This is a genomic window from Streptomyces sp. NPDC057854 (genome assembly GCF_042797055.1).
GTDB lineage: Bacteria > Actinomycetota > Actinomycetes > Streptomycetales > Streptomycetaceae > Streptomyces.
Window position 1 is genome coordinate 330,149 of record NZ_JBHVMF010000002.1, and the last position, 25,139, is coordinate 355,287.

A 25,139-nucleotide genomic window follows, 5' to 3' on the forward strand; every position below is an offset into this window, starting at 1 on the left:
GGGATCCGCGCGTACCTCTCCCCTGGAGGGGATCCGCTAGAGGGGATCCGCGTACATCTCCTCGACCTCCCGCGCGAAGTCCCGCAGCACCGCCCGCCGCCGGAGCTTCAGCGACGGGGTGAGGTGGCCGGACGACTCGGAGAACCCGGTGGTCACGATCCGGAAGGCGCGGATGGACTCGGCCCGGGAGACCAGCCGGTTGGCGTCGTCCACCGCCTGCCGGACCACCGCGAGCAGTTCGTCGTCGCGGGCCAGCTCCCACAGCGCCAGGTGGTCCTTGCCCCGCATGCGCCGCCAGTGGGCGAGGCCCTCGTGGTCGAGGGTGATCAGCGCGGCGACGTACGGCCGGCCGTCGCCGACCACCATGCACTGGGCCACGAGCGGATGGGCGCGCAGCCGGTCCTCCAGCGGCGCGGGCGCGACGTTCTTGCCGGCGGTCGTGACGAGGAGGTCCTTCTTGCGGCCGGTGAGGGTGAGGTAGCCGTCGTCGTCGAGGGCGCCGACGTCGCCGGTGGGGAACCAGCCGCCGTCGGTGTGCGGGACGGCGGTGCCGCGCCGCGCGTCCCAGTAGCCGGCGAAGACGTGCGGGCCGCGCAGCCACACCTCGCCGTCGTCGGCGATCCGGACGGCGGTGCCGGGCAGCGGAAGGCCGACCGTGCCGGTGCGCGGCGCGAGCGGCGGGGTGACGGTGGACGCGGCGGTGGTCTCCGTGAGGCCGTACCCCTCGAAGACCTCGACGCCCGCCCCGCGGAAGAACTCCGCGAGCCGCACGCCCAGCGGCGCGCCGCCGCAGATCACGTACCGCACCCGGCCGCCGAGCGCCGCCCGGATCCGCCGGTAGACCAGCGGGTCGTACAGGGCGCGGGCGGCCCGCACCGACAGCGGCGGCGTCCCGCCCCGCCCGTAGCGGCGGGCGGTGCGCGCGGCGCGGTCGAAGGCGGCGCCCCGGCCGGAGCGTTCGGCGGTGGCGCGGGCCCGGTCGTACACCTTCTCCATCACGTACGGGATCGCGAGGAGGAACGTCGGCCGGAAGGCGGCCAGGTCGTCGAGGAGCGCGTCGCCCTCCACGGCCGGCGCGTGCCCGACGCGCACCCGGGCGCGGACGCAGCCGACCGCGACCATCCGCCCGAAGACGTGCGAGAGCGGCAGGAAGAGGAGGGTGGCGGGCGGTTCGCCGCCCTCGGGCGCGAAGACGGGGTGGAGCAGCCGGATCGCGTTGTCGACCTCGGCGAAGAAGTTGGCGTGGGTGAGGGCGCAGCCCTTGGGCCGGCCGGTGGTGCCGGAGGTGTACACGAGGGTGGCGAGGGCGTCGGGGGTGAGGAGTCCGCGCCGGGCGGTGACCGTCTCGTCGGGGACGCGCGCGCCGGCCTCGCGCAGCTGCCGCACGGCTCCGGCGCCGAGGACCCACAGGTGGGCGAGGCCCGGGAGCTGCCGGCGTTCGGCGGAGACGAGCCGGCCCTGGTCCGCGTCCTCGACCACGCAGGCGACGGCGCCGGAGTCCTGGAGGATCCAGCGGGTCTGGAAGGCGGAGGCGGTGGGGTACACGGGGACGGTGACGAGTCCGGCGGCCCAGGCGGCGAAGTCGAGGAGCGTCCACTCGTAGGTCGTCCGGGCCATCAGCGCGAGCCGGTCGCCGGGGCGGAGCCCGTGGGCGACGAGCCCCTTGGCGACGGCGTGCACCTCGGCGGCGAACCGGGCGGCGGTCACGTCCGTCCAGCGTCCGTCGGCGTCCTTGCGGGAGAAGACGACGGCGTCGGGGTGATGGCGGGCGTTGTCGTACGGCAGGTCGGCGAGCGATCCGCGGTCCACGAGGGGGACGAGGGCGGGCGCGGCGGCCTCCCGGACCCGGCCGTCGACGCGGAGGAGGGCGAGGTCGGACGGCACGGGCGGCTCCTCGGTCTGCGCGATGGACGAAGGTGGTGCGTCGTGCGTCGTGCGTACGTCGTGCGTGTGCGTGCGTCGTGCGTCGTGGAGCGGACGTGCGGCCGTACGGAGCCCTCACGGACCCGCCCGGGGGGACTGGCCGGTAACCTTACTGCCCGGTAAGGCTCAGCGGGGAGACCAGCGCTCGTTCTTCATGAGATTCCCGAGCCCGGACCAGGCGAAGTTCATCAGCGTCGCGGCGGCCTCCCGCGCCGTCACCCCGGGCGTCTCGTTGGCCCACGTCGCCAGCGACTCGGCCGACCCGACCAGGGCCTGCGCCAGCGCCGCCACGTCCCGCTCGCCGATGTCGACCGGCCCGTGCGCCGCCCGCGCCGCCTCGCCGATCAGCCCGGTCACGAAGTCCGTGATCTCCTCCCGCATCCGCGCCGCCTCGGTCGCGAACGGCTCGCCCTGCGTCCGCGCGTGCCGGCTCAGCACCGCCCAGGCGTCCGGATGGTCCGCCGCGTGCCCGAAGAACGCCAGCAGCCCCGCCCACAACCGCTCGTCCGGCGGCGCGGCGGTGTCCCCCACGACCGCGGCGACGGCCCCGAGCAGCGCCTCCGCCTCCCGCCGGATGCAGGCGGTGAACAGCTCCTCCTTGGAGTTCAGGTACAGGTAGACCAGCGGCTTCGACACCCCGGCCAGCTCGGCGATCTCGTCCATCGACGCCGCCTGGTACCCCGCCCGCGCGAAACACGCCACGGCGGCGTCCATCATCTGCCGCTCCCGCACGGCCCGCGGCAGCCTCTTGGTCCCCGCCACGTCCCTCTCCGCCCTCGCTGTCCCGCCCATGATCGTCCGGCGCGCCCGCCAAAGCCTACGTGCCCCCCGCCCGGACGGGGGCGAGGGGCACGTGGGGTACGCGGGGCGGGGTCAGGCCGCGGCGGCGACCGCCGTCTTCGGCTCGGCGTCCCGGGAGCCCAGCTCGTCGATCGGGGACGAGGAGGCGTTCTCGTACGCGGTGACGTCGAGGATCTTCTCGCGGGCGGAGACGATCACCGGGACCAGTGCCTGGCCGGCCACGTTCGTCGCCGTGCGCATCATGTCCAGGATCGGGTCGATCGCCATGAGGAGGCCGACGCCCTCCAGGGGGAGGCCCAGGGTGGAGAGGGTCAGGGTCAGCATGACCGTGGCGCCGGTGAGGCCGGCGGTGGCGGCGGAGCCGATCACCGAGACGAAGGCGATCAGCAGGTAGTCGCCGATGCCGAGCTGCACGTCGAAGATCTGCGCGATGAAGATCGCGGCGAGCGCCGGGTAGATCGCGGCGCAGCCGTCCATCTTGGTGGTGGCGCCGAACGGGACGGCGAAGGAGGCGTACTCCTTCGGGACGCCGAGGCGCTCGGTGACCTTCTGGGTGACCGGCATGGTGCCGACCGAGGAGCGGGAGACGAAGGCCAGCTGGATGGCGGGCCAGGCGCCCTTGAAGAACTGGAGCGGGTTGACCTTGGCGACGGTGGCGAGCAGCAGCGGGTAGACGCCGAAGAGGACCAGGGCGCAGCCGATGTAGACGTCGGCGGTGAAGGTCGCGTACTTGCCGATGAGCTCCCAGCCGTAGTCGGCGATGGCGAAGCCGATGAGGCCGACGGTGCCGAGCGGGGCGAGGCGGATGACCCACCACAGGGCCTTCTGGAGGAGTTCCAGGACCGACTCGGAGAGGGTGAGGATCGGCTGGGCCTTGTCGCCGAGCTTGAGGGCGGCGATGCCGGCGACGGCGGCCATGAAGACGATCTGGAGGACGTTCAGCTCGGTGAAGGGCGTGATGACGTCGGTCGGGACGATGCCGGTGAGGAAGTCGATCCAGGAGCCCTCGCGCTTCGGCAGCTTGCCGTCCTGCGGGGTGAGGCCGGTGCCGGCGCCGGGGTTGGTGATCAGGCCGATCGCGAGGCCGATGGCGACCGCGATCAGCGAGGTGATCATGAACCAGAGGAGGGTGCGGGTGGCGAGCCGGGCGGCGTTGTTCACCTTCCGCAGGTTGGTGATGGACACCAGGATGGCGAAGAAGACGAGCGGGGCGACGGCCAGCTTGAGCAGCTGGACGAAGATGTCGCCGACCTGCGCGAGGGTCTCCTTCAGCCAGGAGACGTCCTGGCTGCGGGCGATCCACCCGAGCAGGACGCCGAGCACCAGACCGGCGACGATCTGGGCCCAGAAGGGGACCTTCGGTATCCGGGACGAGGGCTTGGCCTCGGTGGCGGACGCGGACGCGGACACGGACACACTCCACTGATGCGTATGGGGATACGGGACGGGGGTGCGGCACTCGCCCGTGCTTCTCTCGCACGGGGCGCCGCTGCATGCTGCCGGGGAGGCGCGGGGCCTCAGGACTCGCGGCGACAACAGGCCGCGGACATACAGCGGCAGAGATCGACGTGCAGGCGCGCCACGAGCGGGATGCCCGGGGCGTGGTGGAGGCGCACTGCTGTCGTCATGGCCGATACGTTAACACTTGAACTTTGAGATCCTCAAAGCTGTTCTTTGAGATCGAGAACCGGACGCCCGTGACCGAAACAGAACACCCCTGGTGAGAGCCGGAAAGCTCCCGCCAGGGGCAAGTGATCTGTGAGCAACCTTACGCAGCCCTTACACGCCGCCGTCACACACCGCCGTCACACCGGGGGCCGTTCGGCGGGCAGCCGGTACGTGAGGTGCCTGCCGGCCGGCATGGTCATCAGCGACGCCTCCATCGGCGTCCCGTCGGCGGTCCGCGTGAGCCGGAGCAGCCGGAGGACGGCGCTGCCCTCCGGGAGGGCGAGGTGTTCGCGTTCCTCCGGGCCGGCCAGGTCCGCGCTCACGTCCTCGACGACCTCGGCGCCGACGTACCCCAGCTCCTTGAGCAGGGTGACGGCGCCGCCGGGGACCTTGCGCGGTTCGGCGAGGGGCGTGCCGCCGGCGACGGAGAGGGGGTAGTAGCTGTCGGCCAGTTCCACGGGCCGGTCGTCCAGCAGGATCAGCCGCCGCCTGACGACGACGCGCGCGCCGACGGCGAGCCCGAGGGCCGCGCGGACCGCCTCAGGGGCGTCCGCCTCGCCCGCGTGGAGGAGCCGCTGGCCGCCGCGGCGGCCGCGCCGGGCGGCCTCGTCGGTCCACGCGTCGCTCTGCCCGGGCTCGCGCGGGGTCAGGTAGGGCGCGGTCTCGGCGATCCACGCGTCGCCCGCCATGCGGCTGCCCCGGCCCGGGGTCAGACGTCCTCGCGGGTGCGGTTCTCGTGGAGGCGGTCCTTGGCGCGGTCGACCTTCTCGACGATCTCGGCGCTCAGGGAGTCGCGCTGCTTGCGGAGCAGGACGAAGCTCAGGGGGGCCGAGACGACGATGGCGAGGAGCAGGACCCACAGGAGGTTGGAGTCGCCGAGGCCGCGCGGCAGCGCGCCGACGTACACCAGGCCCCACAGGGCGAAGAAGCAGCCGGCGAAGATGCCGAGCCGCATCAGCGAGTAGCGGAGCATGTCAGTCCACGCTTCCCTTCCGAAGCCGTCGCGCGCCGTTCCCAGCCGTGGCGAGCCGTGCCGAACCTTCCCATACGGGACGGCCCCTCCAGTGAAGCACGCGGTGGCGCGGGCGCCGGAAGGGGGTGGCGGGAGTGCCTTGATCCGATCGCCGAGTAAGGGATACGGTCACAATATGACCCTTACCTTCGAGGTCGATCCGCCGGTCGACCAGGCCCTGACCGACAGCATCCTCGACCTCTGGGTCGACGTCACCAACGCGGGCGGCGCCGTCGGCTTCGTCGCACCCGTCACCGGCGACGACGTCCGCCCCGCGCTCCGCCAGCACCTCGTCGGCATGGCCCAGGGCACCCACCGGCTCCTGGTCGGGCGGGACGAGGACGGCACGGTCGCCGCCACCGCCGTCTTCGCGTTCAACACCCACCGCCTCATGACCCACTGGGTGTGGCTGTACACCGTGATGGTGCACCCGAAGCACCAGGGCAAGGGGTACGGCCGCGACCTGATGGCGGCGGTCGAGCGCGCCGTCCGCACCGCCCCCGGCTTCGAGGGCGTCGACGCGATCCGGCTCGGCGTCCGGGGCGGCACCGGCACCGACACCTTCTACGCGAAGGCCGGCTACCAGGAGGTCGGGCGCGTCCCCGGCGCCATCCGCGTGGCCGACGACGACTACCGCGACGACATCACCATGCTGCTGACCCTGACCTGACCGGGCACGGATTGTCGGGTGCCGGACCGCGAGCCGTTCCTACCGTGAGGACGTCGCACCAGACAGGAAGGACCAGCCGTGCTGGACGGACTGAACCGGGCCCTCGACCACGTCGAGGCGCGCCTCGACGGCGACCTCGACCCGGCCGAACTGGCCCGGATCGCCCACACGTCGGAGTACCACTTCCGACGGCTCTTCTCCGCCCTCGCGGGGATGCCGCTGTCGGAGTACGTGCGCCGCCGGCGGCTCACCGTCGCGGGCGCCGAGGTGCTGGCCGGGGAGCGGACGCTGCTGGAGATCGCCGTCCGGTACGGCTACGGCTCCGGCGAGGCGTTCGCCCGGGCGTTCCGCGCGGTCCACGGCATCGGGCCCGGTGAGGCCCGCCGCACCGGCGCCGCGCTCACCGCCCAGCCGCGCATGTCCTTCCGCCTCGTCGTCGAAGGGAACAGCAGCATGAAGTACCGCGTCACGACCCGGGACGCCTTCGGGATCACCGGCAGCAGGGCCCGGGTCCCGCTCGTCCACGAGGGCGAGAACCCGGCGATCGCCGCACAGATCCGGGGCCTGGGACAGGATCGCCTGGCGGCGCTGGCCGCGCTGTCGGCCGGGGAGCCGGCCGGGCTGGTCTCGGCGGTCGTGCACCTCACCGACAGCCGCGAGGAGGGCGCCGAGCTCGACCACTGGTACGGCGCGGTGACCGGCCCGGAGGGGGCGGAGGAGTACGAGACGCTGCACGTCCCCGCCGGCACCTGGGACGTCTTCGAGAACGAGGGCCCCTACCCGCAGGCGCTGCAGTACCTGTGGCGGGACGTCTTCACCGAGTGGTTCCCGTCGAACCCGTACGAGAGCCGCCCCGGCCCGGAGATCCTGTCCGTCCGCCCGTCGGAGGACTGGAAGACGGCGGCGGCGGAGCTGTGGATCCCGGTGCGGCACGCGTCCTGAGACGCGAGGGGCCCGGCGGGGTACGTCACCCGCCGGGCCCCTCGCGTGCGCGCCGCGTCAGACGCGCATCGCCTGCGGCGTCTCCCGCCGGTCCGGGTCCGGGCCCGGGTACTCGCGGATGATCTCGTACCGGGTGTTCCGCTCGACCGGCCGGAAGCCGGCGTCGCGGATCAGCTCCAGCAGGTCCTCGCGGGTGAGCTTGTTCGGCGTGCCGTAGTTGTCGGCGTCGTGCGTGATCTTGTACTCGACCACCGAGCCGTCCATGTCGTCGGCGCCGTGCTGGAGCGCGAGCTGGGCGGTCTGCACACCGTGCATGACCCAGAAGACCTTGACGTGCGGCACGTTGTCGAAGAGGAGCCGGGAGACCGCGAAGGTCTTCAGCGCCTCCGCGCCGGTCGCCATGGTCGTGCGGGCCTGGAGCTTGTTGCGGACCTTGCCGTCCTGCATGTCCACGAAGTCGTGCTGGTAGCGCAGCGGGATGAAGACCTGGAAACCGCCGGTCTCGTCCTGGAGCTCCCGCAGCCGCAGCACGTGGTCGACGCGGTGGCGCGGCTCCTCGATGTGCCCGTACAGCATCGTCGAGGGGGTCTTCAGGCCCTTGGAGTGGGCGAGCCGGTGGATCCGGGACCAGTCCTCCCAGTGGGTGCGGTGGTCCACGATGTGCTGCCGGACCTCCCAGTCGAAGATCTCGGCGCCGCCGCCGGTCAGCGACTCCAGGCCGGCCTCGATGAGCTCGTCGAGGATGTCGGAGGCCGACATCCCCGAGATGGTCTCGAAGTGGTGGATCTCGGTGGCGGTGAAGGCCTTGAGGGAGACGTTCGGGAGCGCCTTCTTCAGCTCGGAGAGGGAGCGCGGGTAGTACCGCCACGGCAGGTTGGGGTGGAGGCCGTTGACGATGTGCAGCTCGGTGAGGTTCTCGCTCTCCATGGCCTTCGCGAGGCGCACGGCCTCCTCGATGCGCATGGTGTACGCGTCCTTCTCGCCCGGCTTGCGCTGGAACGAGCAGTAGGCGCAGGAGGCGGTGCAGACGTTGGTCATGTTCAGATGCCGGTTGACATTGAAGTGGACCACGTCGCCGTTCTTGCGGGTCCGGACCTCGTGGGCCAGCCCGCCGAGCCAGGCGAGGTCGTCGGAGTCGTAGAGGGCGATGCCGTCCTCACGGCTCAGCCGCTCACCGGCGAGCACCTTCTGCTCCAGCTCCCGCTTGAGCCCAGCGTCCATCTCCGGCCGCCTCCCATGTATCCGACGAAATCAGGCTTCACCACCGTACTCTCAGCCCTCTTCGGGCAGGTCCCCGACCCGGTTCTCCCACTTGGTGGAGAGGACGATGGTGGTGCGGGTGCGGGAGACGCCCTTGGTGCCGGAGAGGCGGCGGATCGTCTTCTCCAGGCCGTCGACGTCGCTGGCGCGGACCTTGAGCATGAAGGAGTCGTCGCCGGCGATGAACCAGCAGTCCTCGATCTCGGCGAGGTCCTTCAGGCGGCGGGCCACGTCCTCGTGGTCGGCGGCGTCGGAGAGCGAGATGCCGATGAGGGCGGTGACGCCGAGGCCGAGCGAGGCGGCGTCGACGGTGGCGCGGTAGCCGGTGATGACCCCGGCCGCCTCCAGGCGGTTGATGCGGTCGGTGACGGAGGGGCCGGAGAGCCCGACGAGCCGTCCCAGCTCGGCGTACGAGGCGCGGCCGTTCTCGCGCAGGGCCTGGATGAGCTGCCTGTCCACGGCGTCCATAGGTATACGACCTTCCATTGTCCAGCGATACCGCAAGTTTAGGTGTAGAATCTAAGGCATGCAGGGCCGTCACCCTGCGAATCTTTCAACAGATCAGCGACAGATCAACGACGATCTTTCAGGAGTGAGAACACCGTGTACACGATCGAGATGGCCTACGCCCGTATGCGCGAGCTGCAGGACCTGGCCAACCGCTCGCGTGCCCACCAGACCGCCTCCGCCTCGAAGCGCGCCCCGAAGAAGGCCGCGAAGAAGCGCTAACCGGCACGGGGAACCCCCGGAGCTCCTCCTCCGAGTTCTCCCCGCCACCGGCGGTACAGCTCGTGCGGCACTCCCGCCGCGTCGAGCACCCGCCCCGCGACGAAGTCCACCAGGTCCTGGATGTGCGTCGCCCCCGCGTAGAACGCCGGTGAGGCGGGCAGCACCACGGCGCCCGCCTCGTCCAGCGCCACCATCTGCTTCAGCGTCTGCCCGCTCAGCGGGGTCTCCCGCACCGCGACGACCAGCGGACGCCGCTCCTTGAGCGTCACGCTCGCCACCCGCTGCAACAGGTCCTTCGACAGACCGAGCGCCACTCCCGCCACCGCGGCGGTCGAGGCCGGCACGATCAGCATCCCCTTCGCCGGGTACGACCCCGAGGACGGCCCCGCCGCCAGGTCGCCGGCCGGCCAGTACCGCACGTCGCCCAGGGCGTCCACCGGCACGTCGTACGCGTCCGGCTTCCCGTCCGCGCCCCGCGCCAGCCACGCCGCCAGGTCCTCGCGCCAGTGCGCGTCCCGGAAGGCGATCCCCGTCTCGTCGAGCAGGGTGAGCCGCGAGGCCCGCGACACCACCAGGTCGACGCCCTCCCCCGCGGCGAGCAGCCCCCGCAGCACGGAAGCCGCGTACGGCGTCCCCGACGCCCCGGAAACCCCCACGACCCACGGGGTGCGCTTGCCGTCGTCCATGGCGCCGAGCCTAGAGGGTGAGCCCGCGGACCAGGAGGTCGAGCAGGGCGCAGACGAAGAGGCTGATGCCGATGAACCCGTTCGTCGTGAAGAACGCCCGGTTCAGGCGCGACAGGTCGTGCGGCTTCACGATCGAGTGCTCGTAGCAGAAGGCCGCGACGACGATCACCAGGCCGATCCAGAAGAACAGGCCGGCGCCGGTGGCGAGCGCGTACCAGACCAGCAGGCCCGTGGTGACGACGGCAGAGGCGCGGGCGCCCCACAGCGCCGCCGGGATGCCGAAGCGGGCCGGCACCGACATCACGCCGTGCGCCCGGTCCGCCTGCACGTCCTGGCAGGCGAAGATCAGGTCGAAGCCGCCGATCCACACGCCGACCGCGAGCCCCAGGATCACCGCGTCCCAGGACCACTCCCCGGTCACCGCGAGCCAGGCGCCGATGGGCCCTATGGCCTGCGCGAGGCCGAGGATCGCGTGCGGGAAGTTCGTGAACCGCTTGCCGTACGGGTAGACCACCATCGGGACGACGGCGAGCGGCGCGAGCGCCAGGCACAGCGGGTTGAGCAGCGCGGCGGCGCCGAGGAAGACGACGACCGCGATCCCGGCCCCGGTCCACGCGGAGCGCACCGACACCGCGCCCGTGACCAGCTCCCGGTTGGCCGTGCGCGGATTACGCGCGTCGATCTCGCGGTCGATGATCCGGTTGCAGGCCATCGCGAAGGTCCGCAGGCCCACCATGCAGACGGTGACGAGGAGCAGCGTCCACCAGTCGATCTTCTTGTCCAACTGGAACATCGCGGTGAGCGAGGCGATGTAGGCGAAGGGCAGCGCGAAGACCGAGTGCTCGATCATCACGAGCCGCAGGAACGCCCTGGTGCGGCCGGGCTGGGCGCCGGGCACGGCGGCCGTGGTCACAGCCCGTACTCCTTCCAGCGGCGGTCCACCAGGGCGGCCGTCGCCGGGTCCGACTCCACCATGTCCGGCCAGCCGCCGTCCCGGGTGTAGCCCTCCTCCGGCAGCTTCCTCGTGGCGTCGATGCCCGCCTTGCCTCCCCAGAACTGCTGGTAGGAGGCGTGGTCCAGGTGGTCGACCGGGCCCTCGACGACGGTCAGGTCGCGGGCGTAGTCGGTGTTGCCGAGGGCCCGCCAGGCCACCTCGTGCAGGTCGTGCACGTCGCAGTCCTTGTCGACCACGACGATCAGCTTGGTCAGCGACATCATGTGGGCGCCCCAGATGGCGTGCATGACCTTCTGCGCGTGCTTCGGGTACTTCTTGTCGATCGAGACGATCGCGCAGTTGTGGAAGCCGCCCGACTCCGGCAGGTGGTAGTCGACGATGTCCGGCACGATGATCTTGAGCAGCGGCAGGAAGAACCGCTCCGTCGCCCGTCCCAGCGGTCCGTCCTCGGTCGGCGGCCGGCCGACCACGATCGACTGGAGCAGCGGGCGCTTGCGCATGGTGACGCAGTCGATCGTCAGCGCGGGGAACGGTTCCTGCGGGGTGTAGAAGCCGGTGTGGTCGCCGAAGGGGCCCTCGGGGAGCATCTCGCCGGGCTCCAGCCAGCCCTCGATGACGACCTCGGCGTTGGCCGGGACCTGGAGGGGGACGGTCTTGCAGTCGACCATCTCGATCCGCTTGCCCTGCACGAAGCCGGCGAAGAGGTACTCGTCGATGTCGCCGGGGAGCGGGGCGGTGGAGGCGTACGTGACGGCCGGCGGGCAGCCGAAGGCGATCGCGACCGGCAGCCGCTCGCCGCGCTCGGCGGCGACCGCGTAGTGGTTGCGGCTGTCCTTGTGGATCTGCCAGTGCATGCCGATGGTGCGCTTGTCGTGGCGCTGGAGCCGGTAGAGCCCCAGGTTCCGCACGCCGGTCTCGGGGTGCTTGGTGTGGGTGAGGCCCAGGTTGAAGAAGGAGCCGCCGTCCTTGGGCCAGGTGAACAGCGCGGGCAGCGTGTCGAGGTCGACGTCGTCGCCGGTGAGGACAACCTCCTGCACGGGCGCGTCGGAGGACTTCACCTTCTTCGGCGGCACGTGGACCATCGAGCCCAGCTTGCCGAAGGCCTCGCGGACGCCGATGAAGCCCTGCGGCAGCTCGGGCTTGAGCAGCCCGCCGATCTTCTCGCTGATCTCCCCGTACGACTTCAGGCCGAGCGCCTTGAGGAGCCTGCGGTCCGTGCCGAAGACGTTCATCGCGAGGGGCATGGAGGAGCCCTTCACGTTCTCGAAGAGCAGCGCGGGCCCTCCCGCCTTGTTCACCCGGTCGACGATCTCCCCGACCTCCAGGTACGGGTCGACTTCGGCCTTGATGCGCTTGAGGTCGCCTTCGCGCTCAAGGGCCCTGAGCAGCGAGCGGAGATCGTCGTAAGCCATACGGGCAAGTATCGGTCACCGGCTAGGCTGGAGTCGTCACCGGGGCCGGTTCGACGCGCCCCCGCCACCGCTTCCAGGGGGCTGTTCCACATGCTCAGGGCACTGATGATCCTTCTGCCGCTGGCGCTGACGATCTATGCCTTCATCGACTGCCTGAACACCCCCGAGGACGAGGTCAAGCACCTGCCCAAGGTGGTGTGGGTGATCATCATCCTGCTGTTCTGGGTGGTCGGACCGGTGGTGTGGCTCTTCGCGGGCAAGGCCCGGCACACCCCGGCCCGGGGCGGGCGGGGCGGCTGGGGCGGCCGGGGCGGCGGCTGGGTGGCCCCGGACGACAACCCCGAGTTCCTGAAGTCGCTGGGCGACGAGCGGACCGGCGGGTCGCGGCCCCGGGACCCGGAGGGCGAGCCGGAGCGCCGCGGGGAGGACCGCCCGGAGAACCGCCCCGAGAAGCGCCGCGAAGAGGGCGAGGACAAGGAGAGCTGATGGAACTGCGCCTCCTCGCCACCTTCGAGAAGGTCGCCGAAGTCCTCTCCTTCACCCGCGCCGCCGCCGAACTCGGCTACGCCCAGTCCAGCGTGACGTCCCAGGTCAAGGCGCTGGAGACGGCCCTCGGCACCGAGCTGTTCGACCGGCTCGGCGGCCGGATCCGGCTCACCGGCGCCGGCGAGCGGCTGCTGCCGTACGCGCGCCGCATGGCCGAGCTGGCCGAGGAGGCGCGGGCCGCCGTCGCCGCCGGGGAGCCCGCCGGGACGATCGCCATCGGGACCATGGAGTCCCTCACCACCTACCGGCTCCCGCCGCTCCTGGAGTACGTCCACCACCGCCACCCCGCCGTCCGGCTGTCCCTGCGCCCGACGCTCGGCGACGCGACCCGGCGGGCGCTGCGGCAGGGCACGTACGACCTGGGGTTCCTGATGGAGGCCGAGACCGCGCACGAGGGCCTGGAGACGGAGGTCCTGGGGCCGGAGCCGCTGGCCCTGGTCGCCGCCCCCGGCCACCCGCTCGCGGGCCGTACGGACCTGGTCACCGCCGATCTCACGGGCGCCGGCCTGATCGGCACCGAGCCGGGCTGCGCCTACCGGGACCTCTTCGAGGCGGAGCTGGCGGCGTCGGCGGGCACCCGCGCGGAGTTCCTGGAGTTCGGCACGATCGAGGCGAGCAAGCGGGCGGTGGCGTCCGGGCTCGGGATCGCGCTGCTGCCCCGGATCGCCGTCCAGGAGGAACTGGCGTCCGGGGCGCTGGCCGAGCTCGGCTGGGAGCCGCCTTTCACGCTCTTCACGCAGCTCGCGTGGCGACGGGGGAAGCGGCTTCCGTCGCACGTGCGCCTGTTCGTGGAGCAGGCGCGGCGGCTCGCCCGAGAGTGACCTTCAGGCTGGCGAGGACGATCAGCGGGACGCCGAGCGCCTGCACGAGGCCGATGTGGTGCCCGTACACCGCCCAGTCGACGAGCATCGCGACCGCCGGGTAGGTGAAGGCGAGCACCGCGATCTTCGGGGTGGGCAGCTTGGCGTAGGCCGCGTACATGAGGACGTACATCAGCCCGGTGTGGATCAGGCCGAGACCCGCCAGCCACACCCAGCCCGCGCCGAGCCCGGAGACCGCGCCGAGGTCGGTGAAGGGCAGCAGCAGCGGCACTCCGGCGGCCACCTGCACGAGGGCGATCAGGTGCGGCCGTACGCCGGTGATCCGCTTGGTCACGAAGGTGGCGAGCGCGTACAGCACGGCGGCGGCGAGCGCGTACCCGAGGCCGGCGAGGGAGCCGGTGTCGCCCGGCCGCACCCCGGAGACCAGCACCAGGCCGGCGAAGGCGACCGCGAGCCAGCCGAGCTTGCCGGCCGGGATCCGCTCGCGCAGGAAGAGCGCGCTGAGCAGCACGAGGAAGAACGGCTGGGTGTGGTAGACGACGGTGGCGAGGGAGATGGAGGCGGCGGCGTACGCCTCGAAGAGGAACACCCAGTTGAAGACGATGAACACGCCGCCGAGCAGGGCGAGTCCGAACGAGCGGGCGGTGAAGCCGTGCCCCGTGAGGTAGCCGCGGGCGAGGCTGTACAGCCCGAGCGCGACGGCCCCGAAGAGGCAGCGGAAGAACACCACCTCGAAGGGCGAGGCGCCCGACTCGACGACGAAGACGCCGAGGGTGCCGGACAGCACCATGGCGACGGTCAGTTCCAGCGTTCCGCGGGTCTCGTTTCTCATGCCGACGACGCTACGGACGGGGGCGGCACCGGGTCCACGCGCTGCCGCGGCGTCCTTCCGATGGGCCCGATCGGCGCTGCCGATGGGGCCCGGAATACCGCTGCGCGGGGGCGGGTTGGGAACGGGTGACCGACCGCACGCGGCGCACCCACGAGACCGGAGCAGCAGACATGACCTTCGACGCCGAGCCCGGCGCTGACCGCTCGTTCCTCTTCGTCCTCGGCAGCTCCCGCTCCGACGGCAACTCCGAGATCCTGGCCCGCGAGGCCGCCGCCCACCTGCCCGCCGGCACCCGGCAGCGGTGGGTGGACCTGAACGCCCTCGACCTGCCCGACTTCCAGGACGGCCGGCACGAGAGCGCGGGCCACGAGCCCGGCGAGGTGGAGCGGGAGCTGCTGCGGGCCACGGTGGAGGCGACGGACGTCGTCATCGTCTCCCCGCTGTACTGGTACACGCTCTCCGCGCAGACCAAGCGCTACCTGGACTACTGGTCGGGCTGGCTGAACATGCCGGGCTCCGACTTCAAGGAGCGCATGGCGGGCCGCACCCTGTGGGGCGTGACGGCCATGGCGCACGACGAGCACGTCGTCGCGGACGGCCTGACGACCGCCCTGCACAACTCGGCGGCCTACATGCGCATGCTCTTCGGCGGCGTCCTCCTCGGCACCGGCTCCCGCCCCGGCCGCGTCCGCGCCGACGAGCAGGCCCTGATCCGCGCCAAGACCTTCTTCCAGGGCCCCACCCCGCCGGCCCTCTTCGCCTACGAGAAGGAGACGGCGCAGGCCGACGCGGCGGCGTGAGGCGCGCGCCGGGCGCCCCCGGCGCCCCCGGCCGCCCTCACCGGGCCCGCCCCGGCGCGGGCCCGGTGGCCCGGCAACGCCTCGGCAACAGTCCCGAAAAGACTCTCCAGTTCCCAACACACCGTCGATAAGGTTGAGTTGACTGCGACGGGGGTGGCGGGTGGACAGAGAGCTGTACGGCCGCGAGGCGGTTCTGGAGGCGCGCGGGCTCGCGGCGCGCCTCGTCGGACTCGGGCCGTACGGCCGCGGCCGGGTGGCGTACGAGCACGGCGAGGACCCGCCGGTGACCGTCTTCACCGGCGGGCGCGGCATGGGAAAGACCGTGCTGCTCAAGGAGATCCGCAACCGGTACCGCGGCTTCACCCCGCTCGCCCTCCTCGACTGCGCCGCCGTCGAGGAGCCCGCCGACCACGGTGCCGGCTGGTCCCCGGTCACCGGCGCGCTCGCCGAGCTGGCCCTCCAACTGGCGCCGCGCGGCGAGGCGTTCAAGGCCGTGCCGTTCCCGCGGCTGTCGCTCGGCCTGGTCGCCGTCACCTCGGTCGGCTGGACCCGCGAGGACGACGAGCGGGCCCGCCGCGACCTGCTGCGGCTCGGGCCGCTGCTCGCCACCGTCGACGCCGGCCGGGCCGCCGCCGCGTCCTGGGTCGGCAAGGTCCTCGCCAAGCTGGCCGGCACCGCCGCCGAGGCCGGCGCGCCCTTCGCCGGACTGGTCGCGGAGGCGACCGTCGAGACCGTCGTCGAGGAGTTCTTCGGCGTCTTCAGGAAGGCGCCCGAGGACTGGTTCGGCGGCTACCGCAACGCCGGCGGGCGCGGCCGGGCCGGACTCCAGCAGCTCGCCGTCGACTTCGCGCAGGGCGGCGCCCGCCGGGCCGAGGCCGAGGGCTTCCTCACCCTCACCCTCACCGAGGACCTGCACCGCGCCTACACCGGACTGAAGCTCGGCAGCCGCGTCGGCCGGCCCCTCGTCCTCCTCGACAACGCCCACGAGCCCGTCGGCCGCGCCCTGGTCGAACCGATTCTGCGGGCTCGCGCCGACGGCCGCCGCGACCACACCGTGGTGCTCGCCGCCTCCCGGCTCCCCGACCACGAGGCACTGCGCCACGCCACCCGCGTCCGGCTGCCCGAGACCGCCCACCAGGCGCCCTGCCCGCGCACCAGCCGGGTCGGCTCCGGCCTCCTCGCCGTCGAGCTCACCCCGCTCACCCCCACCCAGACCCGCGCCGCCTTCGACCGCCACGACCCGGCCGACCGCGCCCCCGCCGACCTGGCCCGGGCCGTCCACCGGCTCACCGGCGGCCGTCCGCTCGGCGTCGACCTGCTGGCCCGCGCCGCCGGCGAGGCACCGCCCGCCGTCCGCGCCGCCCTCACCCCCGGCGGCCTGCTCGACCTCACCGTGGAGCTCCGCGAGGACACCGAGCCCGTGCCGGTCGCCCCCGCCCTGCTCGCCGCGCTCCTCCCGGTCCCCCGGCCGGGTCCGTACGCGGTGCTCGCCGCCGCCCACGACGAGGACTCCGCCCGCCGTCTCGCCCAGGCCCGGCTGCCCGCCGAATCCCTCGACGGCGACGTCGCCCTCCGGGTCCGCGACCGGCTGCGCGCCGAACACTGGGCCGACCACCCCGGCCACTTCGTCGGCGACCCGCTGCTGCGCGCCCTGCTGCTGCACCGGCTCCGCTTCGAGGACGACGACCACCCGGCGTACTCGGCCTGGCGGGCCGTCCACGAGACGCTGCGCCGCCACTACGGGCCGCAGCCCGGACCGCACCGGCTCCATCACGACCTCGCCCTCGGCGACACCGCCGAGGCCGTCGCCCACCTGCGGCTCACCTTCCCCGGCCCGGACGTCCTCGGCTGGCTCGGCCTGCTGCGGTTCGTCGCCTCGGCCCCGTACCCCCGGGAGCGCGGCCGCACCGGGCCCGACCCGCGGCGGGCCGTCGCCCTCGGCCAGGACCCCGACCCGGCGATCCCCGACGGCCTCGGCCCCGACGCCGCCGAACTGCACCTCGCCGTACGGCGCCTGCTGCACGCCGTATGGCTGCTCACCGATCCGCTCGCGCTGCCCGACGAGGAGGTCGCCGACCGGCTGGCGCACGAACTGCGCCGGCTCTCCGGCCGCCACCTCACCGGCAGCGGTCCACTGTGGGACGCGGCCGGCCACTGGCCGCGGGACATCCGCGCCTGGCGACGGCTCTCGCTGCCGCCGGGGCGCGAGGACGGAGTCTGACGCCATGCTCGACCGGCTGCGCCGCCGCTTCTTCTGGACACCCCGGCAGAAGCTCCTCAGCACCCTCGTCGCCGTCGCCCTCGTCGCCGGACTCGGCGGCTGGGGCCTCGCCACGTACCTCGAACCGGAGGACCGTTCCTGCGCCGCCGGGGTCGCCCGCCCCGCCGGCAGCACCGAGTGCATCGGCGTCGACGGCACCGGACACGACTTCCGCGTCCCCGCCCTCACCGCGATCACCGCCGCCATCGGCCGCGAGAACGCCACCCTGAAGGACGGCGAGTACGCCACCGTCGCCCTCCTCCTGCCGATCACCGCCACCGATCCCGGCACCGCCGACAAGATCCTCCGCGAACTGCAGGGCGCGTACGCCTACCAGTACCGGGCCAACCACGAGTCGAACAGCGAGACCCCCAAGATCCGGCTCGTCCTCGCCAACACCGGCGAGCGCAACGCCCACTGGCGCACCGTCGTCGACCGGCTCACCGCCATGACCGGCGCCCCCGACCGGCTCCGCGCCGTCTCCGGCGTCGCCACCTCGTCCGCCGAGGTACGGGAGGCGGTCGCCGCGCTGACCGGCGCCGGGATCGCCGTCGTCGGCACCACCATCACCGCCGACGACCTCGCCAACGGCCCCGGCCGCGACCCCTTCCCCGGCCTCGCCCGGGTCTCCCCCACCAACGGCGACGAGGCGAAGGCGCTGGCGAACTTCGGCGAGATCGACGCGGGCCGCGCCATCCTCGTCCAGGACTCCCGCACCGGCGACCACTACATCGACACCCTGCGGACCGCCTTCGCCGCCTCCCTCAAGGGCGCCCCGTACGAGCCGCAGCTCTACACCTCGCCGAAGAAGGACACCGAGGAGGGCACCACCGCCAACACCTTCCGCCAGATCACCCTGCTGCTCTGCGACACCCGCGCCGACACCGTCTTCTTCGCCGGCCGCCACACCCAGCTCCGCCAGTTCATCAACGCGCTCGGCTCCCGCGGCTGCTCCGACCGCGCCTTCACCGTCCTCACCGGCGACGAGGGCTCCTACCTCGGCGCCGACCCCAAGCTGAACCGCGCGGCCCTCGGCAAGAAGCTGACCGTCCGGTACGCGGCCCTCGCCCACCCCGACGCCTGGAAGCCGGCGCCCGGCCGGCCGGTGCCGGCCACCGGCGGCTCGGTCGTCGCCTTCGAGACCTTCCTCACCGACATCGCCCGCGCCGACCGCAAGCCGATCCCGCTGCGGGACGGGCAGGCGATCGTCGCGTACGACGCCATGGCGACGGCCGTCCACGCGATCCGCCAGGCCACCCCGGCGAACGCCCCCTACCCGGAGCTCGCCGACGTCGGCACCCAGTGGCCGCAGGTCAAGGGCTCGCTGCGGGTCGAGGGCGCGAGCGGCTGGATCTGCCTCGACAACCACGGCAACCCGTACAACAAGGCGGTCCCCATCGTCGAGCTGGCCCCCGACGGCACCCAGCGCTTCGTCGAGATCGCCTGGCCCGAGAAGGACCCGCCGGCCACGAGCTGCCTGCCCCCGAAGCGGGGATGACATCCCGCGTCCGCCCGGCCGTATCCGCGCATGACCCCGCGGCCGGCCGGGCAGGCGGTCGTCCTGAGGGCCCCTAGGGGGCGGGCGAGGCGACGGGACGAGGTGGGACGTGGCGCGCGGCGGAGCGGGACGGGTCCTGGACGACGGGCTGATGGCACGACTCCGCCGCGACCCGTTCGCCGTGCAGACCCTGCGGTCCACGGCCGCCGCCACCCTCAGCTACGTCGTCGCCCTCCGGCTCAGCAGCGAACCGGTCCCGCTCACCGCGCCCCTCACCGCCCTGCTGGTCGTCCAGGTCACGCTGTACTCCACGCTCACCACCAGTCTGCGGCGGGTGAACTCGGTCGTCGTCGGCGTCCTCATCGCCATCGCGTTCAGCGTCGTCGTCGGCCTCTCCTGGTGGAGCCTCGCCCTGGTGATCCTGGCGTCGCTGCTGGTCGGCCGGCTCGTCCGGGTCGAGGAGTTCATCCCCGAGGTCGCCATCAGCGCCATGCTCGTCCTCGGCGTCACCCAGGTCTCCGACACGGCCTGGGACCGGGTCCTGGAGACCCTGATCGGCGCCGTCGTCGGCATGCTCTTCAACCTGTTCCTCGCCCCGCCCGTCTGGGTCGACACCGCCGGCGAGTCCATCGAGGACCTGGCCCGGCGCATGCGGCTGCTGCTCCTCGACGTGGCGGACGAGTTCACCGGCGCGCCGCCCGTCGAACGGGCCGCCGCCCGGCTCCACGAGGCCCGCCGCCTCGACAACGACGTCGCCGACGTCGACGGCGCCCTGCGCACCGCCGAGGACAGCCTGCGGTTCAACCCGCGCGTCAAGGAGGGCATGCTCCACCGGGTGGTGCTCCGCACCGGCCTCGACACCCTGGAGATCAGCGCCGTCGTCCTGCGGGTCCTCGCCCGCACCCTCACCGACCTGGCGAAACACCGCGACGGGCGGGCGCTGCTGCCGGACCGGGCCGCGCTCGCCGTCCGGGAGACCGCCCAGTACACCGCCGACGCCCTCGTCAGCTTCGCCGTCCTCGTCACCGCCCGCGGCAGCGAGGCCGCCGAGGCGGCGGAGACCCGGCTCGCGGGCGAGCTGCGGGCGGCCCGGGCCTGCCGGGACGACGCCGCCGACCGGCTCCTCGCCCAGGCGCTCGCCGACCCGCGGGGCTGGCAGCTGTACGGGGCGATGCTCGCCGAGCTCGACCGGATCCTCGACGAGCTCGACCCCGAGCACCGGGGCCGCAGGCTGATGGAGGAGCTGGACCGGCAGGCGGCCGAGCGCCGCGCCCGCCGGGCCCGCCTCACCCGCCGCGACCGCTGGGCCGCCCTCCGCGCCCGCGTCCGCACCGGACGCTGACCGGACGGGAGAGGACCGTGCAGACGCCCCCCCGAACGCGCGGCGGGGCATGCGAGGCAACGACGAGAGGAGAACCATGAGCGCGCCGTCTTCCGCGGACGCCGGGACGGGAACGGTGACCACGGCCGTACCGGCCCGGCTGGACCGCCTTCCCTGGTCCCGCTGGCACTGGATGATCGTCATCGGCCTGGGGACCGTCTGGATCCTCGACGGCCTCGAGGTCACCATCGTCGGCAACGTCGCCGGCCGGCTGGCCGAGGAGGGCAGCGGCCTCGACATCACGGCCGCCCAGGTCACCGGGGTGGCCGCCGCGCTGTACGTGGCGGGCGCCTGCTCGGGCGCGCTGTTCTTCGGCTGGCTGACCGACCGCTACGGCCGCAAGAAGCTCTTCATGATCACCCTGGCGGTGTACCTCGGCGCCACGGCGATGACGGCGCTGTCCTTCGAGTCCTGGTGGTTCTTCCTCTTCCGCTTCCTCACCGGCTTCGGCATCGGCGGCGAGTACGCGGCCATCAACTCCGCGATCGACGAGCTGATCCCGTCCCTCTACCGGGGACGCGTCGACCTGATCATCAACGGCAGCTACTGGCTGGGCGCGGTCGGCGGCGCCCTGCTGTCGGTGGTCATGCTCGACACCGACATCTTCCCGCAGGACCTCGGCTGGCGGCTCAGCTTCGCCCTCGGCGTCGTCCTCGGCCTCGTCATCCTGCTGGTGCGCCGGCACGTCCCGGAGAGTCCGCGCTGGCAGTTCATCCACGGGCACGGCGAGGAGGCCGAGACGCTGGTCTCCTCCGTCGAGCGGGAGATCGAGGCGGAGAAGGGCGCGGCGCTGCCGCCGCCGGCCGGCGAGATCACCATCCACCAGCGCAAGAGCATCGGCTTCGGCACGATCGCGAAGACCGTCTTCGGCCGCTACCCCCGGCGCGCCGTCCTCGGCCTGTCGCTCTTCATCGGCCAGGCGTTCCTGTACAACGCGATCACCTTCGGCTTCGGCTCGATCCTCATCACCTTCTTCGACGTGCCGACCGGCAGCACCGGCTACTACTTCGCGGTGATCGCGGCGGGCAACTTCCTGGGGCCGCTGCTGCTCGGCCGGCTCTTCGACACCGTCGGCCGCCGGATCATGATCTCGGGCACGTACCTGCTCTCGGGCCTGCTGCTGTTCGGCACGGCGTGGCTCTTCGACCGGGGCTCGCTGTCGGCGACGACCCTGACGGCCTGCTGGTGCGTGGTGCTGTTCTTCGCCTCGGCCGGGGCGTCCAGCGCCTATCTGACCGTCTCCGAGATCTTCCCCATGGAGACCCGCGCCATGGCCATCGCCTTCTTCTACGCCCTCGGCACGGCGGCCGGCGGCATCAGCGGCCCGCTGATCTTCGCCGGGCTGACGGAGTCCGGGGTGGTCGGCGACACGGTGCTCGCCTTCCAGATCGGGGCCGGCCTGATGTGCGCGGCGGGCCTGGTGGCGGCCTTCCTGGCGGTGAACGCGGAGCGCCGCTCGCTGGAGGACATCGCCGAACCGCTCTCGGCGGTCCGGCCGGACGGGGCCCCCTGAGGGGTGCCCTAAGGGACCCACTTGGGCCAGGGCGCGGTGTCCTGGGCGTACAGCTCGCGCAGCCGGCTCCAGCGGTCGGTGGTCCACTGCCGCCAGTCGGTCGGGCGGCCGTCCAGCGCGTCCCGCAGCCGCTCGAAGTGGTCGTGCCAGCCGGCCAGGCAGTCGAGCAGCAGCTCCCGGTCGCCGCGCATCTCGTTGGTGAAGCGCAGCACGGTCGACGCCCCGCCGGCGGCCGGTTCCAGGTGGAACCGGATCCGTCCGTGCGGGGCGTCGACCGTGTACTCGGCGACGTGGTCCGGGTCCCAGGCGGTGACCCGCCCGGAGACCTCCGTGTCGCCGTTCAGCCAGCGGAGCGTGACCTTCCCGCCGAGCCGGGGCTCCAGCGGGTCCGCCGCGCACAGCCAGGACGGCAGTCCCTCCGGCGAGGCGATCTTCTCCCAGACCGCCTCCTGCCGGTGCGGCAGCTCGATCGTGTACCGCAGCAGGTGCGCGTCGCCGTCGTGGGTCTCGCTCCTGCCGCGGGGTATCTCGCTCATACCTCCAGCGTGGCCCCCCGAGGGGGGCCGTGCCAGCTCAGACGCCGGCGTAGGAGTGCTTGCTGGTGACGAAGATGTTCACGCCGTAGTAGTTGAAGAGGAAGCAGCCGAAGGCGATGAGCGCGATGTACGCGGCCTTGCGGCCCTTCCAGCCGGCGGTCGCGCGGGCGTGCAGGTACGCGGCGTACCCGACCCACGTGATGAAGGACCAGACCTCCTTGGCGTCCCAGCCCCAGTAGCGGCCCCACGCGTCGCCGGCCCAGATGGCGCCCGCGATGATCGTGAAGGTCCACAGCGGGAAGATCGCCGCGTTGACCCGGTACGCGAACTTGTCGAGGGTCGCGGCGGCCGGCAGCCGCTCCAGGACGGAGCGGGCGAAGGCACCCGGCGTGCCGCCGTTCGCGAGCTTGTTCTCGTACGCGTCGCGGAACAGGTACAGCAGGGTGGCGACGGCGCCGAGGTAGAGCACGGCGCCGCAGAAGATCGCGGTGGAGACGTGGATCCACAGCCAGTACGAGTCGAGGGCGGGGACCAGCTGGTCGCTCTCGGTGTACAGCAGGGTGGTGGCGACGCCGAGGTCGAGCAGGACCGTGGTGACCAGGGGGAGGCCGATCCAGCGGACGTTCTTCTTGGCCAGCAGGAACGCCAGGTACACGCCGACCGCCACCGTGGAGAAGGTGGTGGAGAACTCGTACATGTTGCCCCAGGGGGCGCGCTGCACGGAGATCGCCCGCATGACCACGCCGGCCGCCTCCAGGGCGAAGGCGACGACGGTCAGCGAGACGGCGATCCGGCCGTAGAGGTCGCCCTTGACGGTGCCGCCGGCGGCGCCGGGGCCGTCGGGGACGTCGCGGGCGCCGGCGGCGGCGCGGGTGACGACCTTGGGCCGGTCCAGGACGGCGGTGCCGCCGGCCTGCTTGACCTGGACGGTCACCTTCGCCGCGTCGGCGGCGGGCCGGGTCAGCGCGGCGGCGGTGCGGCCGACCTTGCTGCGGCTGCCGAAGACCCACTCGGCGATGTGGGCCAGGAAGGCCAGGGTGTAGACGGCCATCGAGGCGTAGACGAACTCGTTGCTGAGCGTCGCCAGGCTCTCGTTGGTCTCGGCGGCGAGGATCACTTCTCGGCCCCTTCTGATGCGTCTGCCTCGGCTTCGGCAGGTTCCGGTGCGGCAGGTTCCGGTGCGGCGGTTCCCGCGCCGGCGGGTTCCGGGTCGGTTCCCGGGTCGGCGGGTTCGGGGTCGGCGGGTTCGGGCGCCGGGGGCGCCTGGGCGGTGAGCGCGACCGCGAGCTCGGCGAGCTCCTCGGGCAGCTTGGCGGACTCGCTGCGGCCGAGGCCCGCCATCTCGACGACGGTCGTGCCGTCCTCACCGCGGACGGCGCGGACCCAGACCCGGCGGCGCTGGATGAAGAGCGAGCCGGTGAGACCGGCGATCGCGGCGATCGCGCCGGCGAGGGCGAGGCCGTTGCCCGGCTGCTGCGAGACCTGGAAGGACGCCCACTCCTTGATCTCCTTCTCGAAGGTGATCGAGCCGGCGCCGTCGGGCAGGGTCATCGTCTCGCCGGGCGCCAGCCGCTTGGCGACCCCGGTGCCTCCGTCGACCTTGAACTGCTCCATCTTGGAGGTGTCGAGCTGGTACACGTTCTGCGGCAGGCCGGAGTCGACGCCGAGGCTGCCGTGGTAGGCGGTGAGGGCCATGACGGGGTCGACGAGGGCCGGGAACTGGGAGAACATGCTGCCCTTGCCGGCGCCCGCGAAGGTGGGCACGAAGAACGCCTTGAAGCCCAGCTGCCGCTTGTCGCCGTTCTTGTCGCGGTAGCCGTCCATCACCTTGATCGCGCCGGTGGAGGTGATGTTGTTGTCGATCGGCAGCAGCGGGACGGCGCCCTGGAAGACGACCTTGCCCCGGCCGTCCTTGACGGTGACGACGGGCGCGTAGCCGTGGGCGATCAGGTAGACCTTGGAGTCGCCGATCTCCAGCGGCTCGTTGACCCGGATGACCGCCTTCTTGTCCTTGCCGTCGGCCTCGGTGTAGGTGACGCCCGCCTCGAAGGTGCGGGGAGTGCCCACCTGCGGGCCGCTCGTCTCGTACGTGCCCGTGAACCTGTCCAGGGTGAAGCTGAACGGTTCGAGCTCGTCGACGCCGAACTGGGAGCCGGACTTGAAGTCGTCGTACTGGGTGAGCGTGTTGGAGAAGCCGTCGCCCTCGACGATCAGCTTGCCGCCCTCGGACTTGAAGAGCTGGCCCCAGGCGAAGGCGACCAGCATCACGATGAGCGCGAGGTGGAAGAGGAGGTTGCCGGCCTCGCGGAGGTAGCCCTTCTCGGCGGCGACGGCGTCGCCGGACGCCCGGGCGCGGAAGCGCCGGCCCTTGAGGACGCCGAGGGCCGCCGCGCGGACCTCCTCCGGACCGGCCTCGGTGCGCCAGGTCGTGTACGCGGGGAGGCGGGTGAGCCGCTTGGGCGCACCGGGCGGCAGGCCGCGGAGCTGGCCGACGAACTGCCAGGTGCGCGGGACGATGCAGCCGATCAGCGAGACGAACAGCAGGATGTAGATCGCGGAGAACCACACCGAGCTGTAGACGTCGAAGAGCTGGAGCTTCTCGTAGACCGGGGCGAGGGTCTCGTGCGCCTTCTTGAAGTCGGCGACCTTCAGCTCGTCCGCGCTGGTCTGCGGGATGAGGGAGCCGGGGACGGCGCCGAGGGAGAGCAGGAAGAGCAGGATCAGCGCCACCCGCATGGAGGTGAGCTGGCGCCAGAACCAGCGGATCCAGCCGACGATCCCGAGGGTGGGGCCGCCGGCGGCCTCCTCCCGGGGCGCGGTGGAGAGGTCCGCGCCGGCGGCCTCGTCGTCGGCGGCGCGGTGCGCGTCGGTCGTGTCGGTCGTACTACTCATGG

24 protein-coding genes are annotated in these 25,139 nt (G+C 72.6%); 10 read left to right on the forward strand and 14 right to left on the reverse strand.

Annotated elements, in window-relative coordinates; genetic code table 11:
• Positions 1–36: 36 nt before the first annotated feature.
• The 5 genes from ACFVQZ_RS05790 to ACFVQZ_RS05810 form a co-directional block, all read right to left on the reverse strand.
• Positions 37–1,884, reverse strand: coding sequence for an AMP-dependent synthetase/ligase (locus tag ACFVQZ_RS05790; RefSeq protein ID WP_383619929.1), 1,848 nt, complete (start codon positions 1,882–1,884; stop codon positions 37–39).
• A gap of 165 nt (positions 1,885–2,049) precedes the next feature.
• The gene (locus ACFVQZ_RS05795; RefSeq protein ID WP_383620003.1) at positions 2,050–2,640 is read right to left on the reverse strand and encodes a TetR/AcrR family transcriptional regulator; all 591 of its coding nucleotides are present in this window, start codon (positions 2,638–2,640) and stop codon (positions 2,050–2,052) included.
• A 156-nt stretch (positions 2,641–2,796) separates the two neighbouring features.
• Positions 2,797–4,134, reverse strand: a complete 1,338-nt coding sequence (locus tag ACFVQZ_RS05800; RefSeq protein WP_383619931.1) for a dicarboxylate/amino acid:cation symporter — start codon at positions 4,132–4,134, stop codon at positions 2,797–2,799.
• Between the two features lie 395 nt (positions 4,135–4,529).
• Positions 4,530–5,081, reverse strand: a complete 552-nt coding sequence (locus ACFVQZ_RS05805; protein WP_030495197.1) for a UTRA domain-containing protein — start codon at positions 5,079–5,081, stop codon at positions 4,530–4,532.
• A 20-nt stretch (positions 5,082–5,101) separates the two neighbouring features.
• Positions 5,102–5,365: a DUF4229 domain-containing protein gene (locus tag ACFVQZ_RS05810; protein WP_030495196.1), complete on the reverse strand. Its 264-nt coding sequence runs from the start codon at positions 5,363–5,365 to the stop codon at positions 5,102–5,104.
• Positions 5,366–5,540: 175 nt separating this feature from the next.
• Between ACFVQZ_RS05810 and ACFVQZ_RS05815 the strand changes: the two genes are divergently transcribed.
• Together ACFVQZ_RS05815 and ACFVQZ_RS05820 are read left to right on the forward strand one after the other, a co-directional pair.
• Entirely contained in the window at positions 5,541–6,074 is a 534-nt protein-coding gene (locus ACFVQZ_RS05815; RefSeq protein ID WP_383619933.1) for a GNAT family N-acetyltransferase, read from the forward strand.
• A gap of 78 nt (positions 6,075–6,152) precedes the next feature.
• On the forward strand, positions 6,153–7,016 hold the full coding sequence (locus ACFVQZ_RS05820; RefSeq protein WP_383619935.1) for a helix-turn-helix domain-containing protein: 864 nt from the start codon (positions 6,153–6,155) through the stop codon (positions 7,014–7,016).
• A 57-nt stretch (positions 7,017–7,073) separates the two neighbouring features.
• Here the strand turns inward: ACFVQZ_RS05820 and mqnE are convergent, their stop codons facing one another.
• On the reverse strand, positions 7,074–8,237 hold the full coding sequence (gene mqnE / locus ACFVQZ_RS05825; protein ID WP_030495193.1) for an aminofutalosine synthase MqnE: 1,164 nt from the start codon (positions 8,235–8,237) through the stop codon (positions 7,074–7,076).
• 51 nt (positions 8,238–8,288) lie between these two features.
• Positions 8,289–8,744, reverse strand: a complete 456-nt coding sequence (locus ACFVQZ_RS05830; protein ID WP_030495192.1) for an Lrp/AsnC family transcriptional regulator — start codon at positions 8,742–8,744, stop codon at positions 8,289–8,291.
• Between the two features lie 135 nt (positions 8,745–8,879).
• Between ACFVQZ_RS05830 and ACFVQZ_RS05835 the strand changes: the two genes are divergently transcribed.
• A complete protein-coding gene (locus ACFVQZ_RS05835; RefSeq protein WP_267883599.1) occupies positions 8,880–9,005 on the forward strand; it encodes a hypothetical protein in 126 nt (41 codons plus the stop codon).
• Here the strand turns inward: ACFVQZ_RS05835 and ACFVQZ_RS05840 are convergent.
• Genes ACFVQZ_RS05840 through ACFVQZ_RS05850 form a run of 3 tightly spaced genes read right to left on the reverse strand, consistent with a single transcriptional unit; the run spans position 9,002 to position 12,058 of the window.
• Complete coding sequence (locus tag ACFVQZ_RS05840) at positions 9,002–9,691, reverse strand: UbiX family flavin prenyltransferase (protein WP_030495191.1); 690 nt, start codon at positions 9,689–9,691, stop codon at positions 9,002–9,004. The two genes, ACFVQZ_RS05835 and ACFVQZ_RS05840, sit on opposite strands and share 4 nt — an antisense overlap.
• Before the next feature lie 10 nt (positions 9,692–9,701).
• A complete protein-coding gene (gene mqnP / locus ACFVQZ_RS05845; RefSeq protein ID WP_383619938.1) occupies positions 9,702–10,604 on the reverse strand; it encodes a menaquinone biosynthesis prenyltransferase MqnP in 903 nt (300 codons plus the stop codon).
• Positions 10,601–12,058, reverse strand: a complete 1,458-nt coding sequence (locus ACFVQZ_RS05850; RefSeq protein ID WP_030495189.1) for a menaquinone biosynthesis decarboxylase — start codon at positions 12,056–12,058, stop codon at positions 10,601–10,603. Before ACFVQZ_RS05850 ends, mqnP begins: the two co-directional genes overlap by 4 nt.
• A gap of 90 nt (positions 12,059–12,148) precedes the next feature.
• Here ACFVQZ_RS05850 and ACFVQZ_RS05855 point away from each other — a divergent pair, with 90 nt between their 5' ends.
• A complete protein-coding gene (locus ACFVQZ_RS05855; RefSeq protein ID WP_030495188.1) occupies positions 12,149–12,544 on the forward strand; it encodes a PLD nuclease N-terminal domain-containing protein in 396 nt (131 codons plus the stop codon).
• Positions 12,544–13,425 (forward strand): LysR family transcriptional regulator, encoded by an 882-nt coding sequence (locus ACFVQZ_RS05860; RefSeq protein WP_383619941.1) that lies wholly within the window; start codon positions 12,544–12,546, stop codon positions 13,423–13,425. The genes ACFVQZ_RS05855 and ACFVQZ_RS05860 overlap by 1 nt, the downstream gene beginning before the upstream one ends.
• Here the strand turns inward: ACFVQZ_RS05860 and ACFVQZ_RS05865 are convergent.
• The gene (locus tag ACFVQZ_RS05865) at positions 13,337–14,257 is read right to left on the reverse strand and encodes a DMT family transporter (protein WP_383619943.1); all 921 of its coding nucleotides are present in this window, start codon (positions 14,255–14,257) and stop codon (positions 13,337–13,339) included. The genes ACFVQZ_RS05860 and ACFVQZ_RS05865 overlap by 89 nt on opposite strands.
• Before the next feature lie 170 nt (positions 14,258–14,427).
• On the opposite strand from ACFVQZ_RS05865, the gene ACFVQZ_RS05870 reads away from it, so the two are divergent.
• The 5 genes from ACFVQZ_RS05870 to ACFVQZ_RS05890 all read left to right on the forward strand — a co-directional run bounded on the left by ACFVQZ_RS05870 (position 14,428) and on the right by ACFVQZ_RS05890 (position 21,709).
• Positions 14,428–15,057: a flavodoxin family protein gene (locus tag ACFVQZ_RS05870; RefSeq protein ID WP_383620005.1), complete on the forward strand. Its 630-nt coding sequence runs from the start codon at positions 14,428–14,430 to the stop codon at positions 15,055–15,057.
• Positions 15,058–15,217: 160 nt separating this feature from the next.
• Entirely contained in the window at positions 15,218–17,278 is a 2,061-nt protein-coding gene (locus ACFVQZ_RS05875) for a hypothetical protein (protein ID WP_383619945.1), read from the forward strand.
• 4 nt (positions 17,279–17,282) lie between these two features.
• Positions 17,283–18,815, forward strand: coding sequence for a hypothetical protein (locus ACFVQZ_RS05880; RefSeq protein WP_030495183.1), 1,533 nt, complete (start codon positions 17,283–17,285; stop codon positions 18,813–18,815).
• A gap of 151 nt (positions 18,816–18,966) precedes the next feature.
• The gene (locus ACFVQZ_RS05885) at positions 18,967–20,157 is read left to right on the forward strand and encodes an aromatic acid exporter family protein (RefSeq protein ID WP_036414997.1); all 1,191 of its coding nucleotides are present in this window, start codon (positions 18,967–18,969) and stop codon (positions 20,155–20,157) included.
• A gap of 76 nt (positions 20,158–20,233) precedes the next feature.
• A complete protein-coding gene (locus tag ACFVQZ_RS05890; RefSeq protein WP_383619948.1) occupies positions 20,234–21,709 on the forward strand; it encodes an MFS transporter in 1,476 nt (491 codons plus the stop codon).
• Between the two features lie 8 nt (positions 21,710–21,717).
• Here ACFVQZ_RS05890 and ACFVQZ_RS05895 read toward each other — a convergent pair whose 3' ends face one another.
• From ACFVQZ_RS05895 to ACFVQZ_RS05905, 3 genes are read right to left on the reverse strand one after another with little or no spacing between them, the layout of a single operon-like run.
• On the reverse strand, positions 21,718–22,245 hold the full coding sequence (locus ACFVQZ_RS05895; RefSeq protein ID WP_030495180.1) for an SRPBCC domain-containing protein: 528 nt from the start codon (positions 22,243–22,245) through the stop codon (positions 21,718–21,720).
• Positions 22,246–22,282: 37 nt separating this feature from the next.
• Entirely contained in the window at positions 22,283–23,362 is a 1,080-nt protein-coding gene (gene ccsB, locus ACFVQZ_RS05900; RefSeq protein WP_030495179.1) for a c-type cytochrome biogenesis protein CcsB, read from the reverse strand.
• Complete coding sequence (locus ACFVQZ_RS05905; protein ID WP_383619950.1) at positions 23,359–25,137, reverse strand: cytochrome c biogenesis protein ResB; 1,779 nt, start codon at positions 25,135–25,137, stop codon at positions 23,359–23,361. Before ACFVQZ_RS05905 ends, ccsB begins: the two co-directional genes overlap by 4 nt.
• Positions 25,138–25,139 lie beyond the last annotated feature (2 nt).